The organism is Moraxella sp. CTOTU48268 (assembly GCF_032069585.1).
Lineage (GTDB): Bacteria > Pseudomonadota > Gammaproteobacteria > Pseudomonadales > Moraxellaceae > Faucicola > Faucicola cinerea.
The window spans coordinates 62,915-69,127 of the sequence record NZ_DAMALV010000011.1 but is presented as its reverse complement, the minus strand read 5'-3'; the positions used below and the strand labels follow the sequence as shown (position 1 = coordinate 69,127).

General features: G+C 44.1%; 5 protein-coding genes. 1 reads left to right on the top strand and 4 read right to left on the bottom strand.

All coding sequences use genetic code 11. The features are described from left to right. The 4 genes from RT143_RS05920 to RT143_RS05905 form a co-directional block, all read right to left on the bottom strand. On the bottom strand, positions 1-626 hold a 626-nt coding region (locus tag RT143_RS05920), incomplete at its 3' end, for an ATP-grasp domain-containing protein (RefSeq protein ID WP_313091811.1). Between the two features lie 155 nt (positions 627-781). After that, positions 782-1,087 (bottom strand): hypothetical protein, encoded by a 306-nt coding sequence (locus RT143_RS05915; RefSeq protein WP_050324585.1) that lies wholly within the window; start codon positions 1,085-1,087, stop codon positions 782-784. Positions 1,088-1,398: 311 nt separating this feature from the next. Then, entirely contained in the window at positions 1,399-2,037 is a 639-nt protein-coding gene (locus RT143_RS05910; RefSeq protein WP_007117140.1) for a MarC family protein, read from the bottom strand. Between the two features lie 142 nt (positions 2,038-2,179). Further along, the gene (locus RT143_RS05905; RefSeq protein WP_313091810.1) at positions 2,180-3,961 is read right to left on the bottom strand and encodes an ABC transporter ATP-binding protein; all 1,782 of its coding nucleotides are present in this window, start codon (positions 3,959-3,961) and stop codon (positions 2,180-2,182) included. A gap of 387 nt (positions 3,962-4,348) precedes the next feature. Here RT143_RS05905 and RT143_RS05900 point away from each other — a divergent pair, with 387 nt between their 5' ends. Further along, entirely contained in the window at positions 4,349-6,169 is a 1,821-nt protein-coding gene (locus RT143_RS05900) for an acyl-CoA dehydrogenase C-terminal domain-containing protein (protein WP_313091804.1), read from the top strand. Positions 6,170-6,213: the final 44 nt, after the last annotated feature.

Below are 6,213 nucleotides of genomic sequence, written 5' to 3'. Positions count from 1 at the left end.
ATTTCACCGTTTTGGGCGCGCACTGCAATGATAGATACTTCGCGCTCAAAGTGAATAAAGCCTTCGGCAATGAGCGGCGCTGTTTTGGTTGCGTCACCAAGTTCTGCCCACGCTGTGTCGATTTGGTCAGCGAATTTGACCACAAACTGCCCTTTGCCATCATAGCCCCCGCGTGTGGTTTTGAGCACCAAGGGTAGTCCCAATTTGTCGGCAGCGGCTTGGATATCGGCTTTATTATGCACTGCCATAAAAGGCACGGTGGCGATATCTAATTGGTTAAACAAGTTTTTTTCATTTAACCGATCTTGTGCCACTGATAGCGCAAATGACGACGGGTACAAGGTTTTGGTCGATTCCAAAAACTGGGCAGGTTTGAGCGGGGTGTTTTCAAATTCTAAGGTAAAAATATCACAGCTTTGGGCAAAATCTTCAAATTGCTCGCTACTAAACACTTTGCCCAGTAAGCGTGCCGGGCAATTGCCACTATCCTCCAAAAACACGCAGCGAATGCCCAGCGGTAACGCCGCTTGCGCCAACATCATACCTAGCTGTCCGCCACCTAAAATCCCAATGGTTTTGACAGGATAATTGGAATGATTGATGGTATGAAAATTGGCGGTTTGCATAGGCATGGTGGCGGCTCTTTTTGATAAGTGAAACACAGAAGAAAAATTATGGCTAATTATAAAGGATTTGCCCACAAATAAAAAATCCAAGCACAAAAAAACCCATAAGGCTTTAATCTTATGGGCTCAAAAAACCAATGAATAGGCGTTACGCATTAACTGTAATGTACGGGTTCTTCATCATACACATTGGCATGCCACTGCGAGAGCTGTTTTTGCATTAAAGTTTGAATGGCCGCATGAATCATACTTTGACCAATCAACTGGGTATCATCCCCCAACAGTTCTTTCACTTTGTCAGAAAATTCAATACTTACCAAGTTTTCTGATTCGTCATTCGAGGTACGTAGTACCATTTTGCCGTCAGCTTGCTCGATAAACTCTAGCATCATCGCTTCTGCTTTGGCCTCTTTTGCCGCTTGCAGTAGGCTTTGGTAATCTGTTTTTGCATCTTTTTGCATCGTCGCTCCTCAATCTTTTATCCGCACCAGTGACTATTTTGGTTACTACCTTAGTAACTATCTTATGAACTAGGCTAAGCAACCTGTTAGTCACCCTGTCATATCGCTTTAATCAACGTAAGCATAGTTTAACGCTTGCATCTTTTTAAAAGCTTGTTGACAGCTTATTAACAGGTTTTGGCATCTTGCATGATTATTAAAATGGCGACTTTCACGGTAAAAATCAAGCATAATTTATGATATTAACACAGGGACTACAATGCATAATGCTTAAGGGGTGCTGTGATAAATTATTGAGCGAACCACTGAACTTACAACAACTGCGGAAATACACTTTTTAAGCCGCCAACAAAAATCTCCACTGCAACGGCCGCAAGTAGCATCCCCATGATACGATTGAGCACGTTAAGCCCGGTATCACCTAAAAAACGACTTACCTGCCCCGCTGCCATAAAGCTTAGATAAGTGATAATACTGATAATCAAACCTGCGGTGATAATCGCTAGCATATTAAAATAACTATGTCCGCTCGCGGCATAAATAATCACGGTAGAAATCCCACCAGGACCAATCACCATCGGAATCGTCAATGGCACCACGGCAGATGCCGCCCCTTGAAACGCCACCCCATTTAAATCCCCGGATTTTCCGACATGCGGTTTGGCAACATTGCCAGCGCCATTCATCATGCCAATGGCAATAATCAATACCAAGATACCGCCTGCGATACGAAATGAGCCAAGCGAAATCCCCAGCACCTTTAAGATAGGCTCGCCTGCCAACGAAAATATCGCGATGGTCACAAACACAGTAATGGCTGAAATCAGTGCAACTTTGCGAGTTTGTTGTCGATTGGCGTCTTTGGTGATGTCAATAAATAACGATAACGCGGCAAATGGATTGACCAGTACCACCAGTGCCAAAAATATTTTTAAGACTTGAGATTCCATGAGTATTGACTAACTTGTTGGGTGAAGTTGGGTAAATATGACAAAACAGTTATGGTAGCATAAATTTAAGTCAGCAGGGTTACGGCGTAAATTCGCTCAGCGCCACCAGTACGCATGCTAAGCCTGCATGATGAACGCTAAATTAATGACTGTCTAACGTTTGGGTGATTTTATCAAGATTTAAACTATCGGACATGGCATTAAAAATCTCATAGTATTTGCCTTGCTTGCGGTATAGTTCATCATGCGTGCCTGTCTCCACCACGCGCCCTTGCTCGATGACCACCAAATCATCAGCGTCAATAATCTGCGCGATATTGTGCGACACGATAATCACCGTGCGGTTTTGTTTGATTAAATCCAAACTGCGCTTGATTTGCTGGCTGGCAATGGCATCTAGACTTGCGGTCGGCTCGTCCAAAAACACAATCGGCGGATTTTTGAGAAACATACGTGCCAGTGCAATACGCTGCTGCTGTCCACCTGACAAGGATTTGGCTTCGCTTTGGTAGCCTTTGGGCAACTGGATGATTTGTTCATGAATAGAGGCTTGTATTGCTGCCTGCTCAATCTGAGCTTGGCTAGCAGTTAAATCGCCATAACGAATATTTTCTTCAATAGTCCCGCCAAAAATATGGTTTTTTTGCAACACCAAACCGATTTGTTGGCGTAGCTCATGGGTATCATAGTCTTGCAAATCCTTGCCATCGAGCAAAATTCGCCCGTGCGTGGGCTGATAAAATTTTACCAACAGATTGATAATGGTGCTTTTACCTGCACCGCTCAAGCCGACCAACGCGGTAATTCGGTTACGCCGAATGCGAAAGCTGACATCCTGCAGGGCTTGGTTGCCGTTGGGATACACAAAATCGACGTGCTGAAGTTCGATATCACCCTGTACCGTCGCAGGATTGGCACCGCCTACCACTTCGATTTGGCTATCATCTTCTAAAATATCAAAAAACCCTTCGGCATAAGTCAGGGCATCATTGACCTCATCGTAGATACGATGCAACTGGCGAATGGGCGATGCCACGTTTTGAAATAACAATACATGAAACATAATCATGCCAATGGTCATCTGCCCATCAAGCACAAAATACGCGGTTAAAATAATAATCGCCACCACACCAATCTGCTCGATAAAGCTTTTGAGTGCATCATAGCCAAAGCCAATACCGCGCGTTTTGAGTTGGTTATCGGTCATCTCTTTTTGAATGGCAAAATGTTTTTGCGCTTCAATCGGTTCGCGGACAAAGGATTTGATCACGGTAATAGCGTTAATCAGCGAAATGATTTGCTCGCTTTTGCTCTCTCGATAGTGGCGCATCTGCCGACGAAAGCCTTGCAAGCGCGTGGCTTGTTTTTGACTGATATAAAAATAAATCGGCACAATGACCAGCCCTACCATCCCCACCCACACATTGGCGCTAAACATCACTACTAGCGCTACAATCGCATTGGCAAATAACGGTAACATATCAATAAAGAAGTTTTGCACCAAGCGCGTCAGACTACTGACACCCAAATCAATGCGTGTCTGCAGCTTACCACTGTCGTTATCAGGGTGGGTATAAAACCCCATGCGGTAACTTAAAATACGCGCCACGACTTTTTGCGATAAATCTCGGGATAAATTAATACGGATTTTTTCACCAAAATAGCGCTGTCCAAAGCTGATTGCCGCGTACAACAGTTCTTTGAGCAGTAGCACGATGCTGATAGTCGTGAGCAGTTTTGCACCTTCCTGCCACGGCTCGCTGAGCTTGAGAATCTCGGTCAAATGATCGACCGTGTAACGCAGTACAAAGGCATTGACCTGTGCGGCAAATGAACCAATCACCGTAAGTAGCAGCGTCGCTATGATTAATGAGTGATAAGGTTTTGCAAAAACGGATAATTTTTTGATAATTGACCACAGCACGGCGCCGCGTTCGCGTTTGTTGAGTGATGTCGGTGCAGGTTTGGCTGGCAGTGTCGGCTTATTAGCTAGCGATGGATTAGGGGATGGATTGGGAAGATTTGGCAAGAGTGGCTCACAAATGATTTTTCAATACGTTTGGTTGTTTAATATCTTTGGTAAAGTTTAAATAAAACGAATGCGTTTAAGGTAGTTGGTAATTGTTGCATTCTTGTCCATGCGAAGCTTTGCACCACAAAATCATAAAATAATTTTATGATAATCAGTATTATTTATGAATATTTATTATGATTTGAAGCTTTTAGTGGCAAATACCTTTATACTGAGCGGACTTATTTTTACCTTTCTCTTTTTATCTTAGTTAATAGCCCATTAAAAGGATTTCAGCGTATGCCATTATCATATAAAGCCCCCCTGCGTGATATTCGCTTCTTAACCAATGAAGTATTTAATTACCCCGAACATTACAAAACCTTAAAATCTGGTGAAAATGCCGATCCTGAAACCGTCGATATGATGCTTGAGAGCTTTGCGGATTATTGTAGCAATGTGTTGATGCCACTGTACCAATCAGGCGATGCTGAAGGCTGCCATTTTGACAAGGGTGTTGTCACCACGCCAAAAGGCTTTAAAGAAGCTTATGATATGTTCGTTGAAGCTGGGTATCAAGCCATACCGTTTCCTGAAGAATTTGGTGGCTTAAATATGCCAATGTCAGTCAACCTCATCAAAAGTGAAATGATGGGCACGGCAAACTGGGCATTTGCCATGTATCCAGGACTGTCGGTGGGCTGTATGAATACCATCATGCAATACGGCACCCCTGAGCAAAAAGCCACTTATATGCCAGCCTTGGTAGAAGGTCGTTGGTCGGGCACCATGTGCTTGACTGAGCCACAATGTGGTACCGACTTGGGTCAAGTTAAAACCAAAGCAATCCCACAAGACGATGGTACTTATAAGATTAGTGGTACCAAAATCTTTATTTCAGCCGGTGAACATGACCTAACAGAAAATATCGTGCATATCGTTTTAGCACGCCTACCCGATGCGCCTGCAGGTACCAAGGGTATTTCGTTATTTATCGTGCCAAAATTCTTGGTTACAGAAAACGGCGACATTGGTGAGCGTAATACGGTTAACTGTGGCTCAATTGAGCACAAAATGGGTATCAAAGCATCAGCAACTGCGGTACTCAACTTTGATAATGCAACCGGCTATTTAATCGGTGAGCCGAATAAAGGCTTAAAAGCCATGTTTACCTTTATGAACACTGCCCGCCTAGGCACAGGCATGCAAGGCTTAGCGCATATGGAATTGGCTTTCCAAAACTCATTGCCCTACGCCAAAGAACGCCGCTCAATGCGTACCCTATCAGGTACCAAAGAGCCAAACCAAGTGGCTGATGCGATTATCCATCATGCCGATGTTGCGCGCATGCTGCTCACCCAAAAAGCCTTCTCAGAAGGTGCGCGCTCAATGATTTATCACGCATCACGCTATGCTGACAAGATGTTTGAAGGAGCGATGCTCGGTGACGATGCTGCGTTCCACAAATGGGATGATAAATTGGGCTTTTATACCCCAATACTTAAAGGCTTCTTAACTGAACTAAGCATTGAATGTGCCAAACATGGTATGCAAATCTACGGCGGTCATGGCTATATCAAAGAATGGGGCATGGAACAAATCGCTCGTGATGCGCGTATCTCAACCTTGTATGAAGGCACCACAGGCGTACAAGCGCTTGACCTACTAGGTCGTAAAGTGTTAATCCAATCAAAAGGCAAAGTGCTGCTTGATTACACCGCCAATATCATGAAATGGTGTAGTGAATACGCCCTAGACAAAGGCATGCGTAAATTTGTTTGGGAATTGACCAAATACTGTGCAGAGTGGAATACCCTCACCACACGTATTATGCTCACAGCGCGTAAAGACCGTGAAATCGTCTCAGCGGCATCCGATGATTACTTAATGTACTCAGGCTACGTCATCATGGGCTATCACTGGGCACGTATGGCAGCGGTGGCGTATGACAAGCTCAAAAATGGCGGTAGCGAAACCAAAGAATTCTATGAAGCCAAAATCAAAACCGCTGAGTTCTATTTTGAAAAACTATTGCCACGCGCCTCAGGTCACTCAGAGAGCATGTTGGCACCAAGCGAGTTAATGGCGATGGATTTAGATAGCTTTAATTTCCTAGACTAATGGGTTAAACTTGTTGCGCCATTTTGCAAAAAGGCTGCTCAACC

Bases quoted from the DNA above. Each gene is read 5' to 3' on its own strand.
- RT143_RS05915 (WP_050324585.1), bottom strand. From the start codon at position 1,087: ATGCAAAAAGATGCAAAAACAGATTACCAAAGCCTACTGCAAGCGGCA.
- RT143_RS05910 (WP_007117140.1), bottom strand. From the start codon at position 2,037: ATGGAATCTCAAGTCTTAAAAATATTTTTGGCACTGGTGGTACTGGTC.
- RT143_RS05900 (WP_313091804.1), top strand. From the start codon at position 4,349: ATGCCATTATCATATAAAGCCCCCCTGCGTGATATTCGCTTCTTAACC.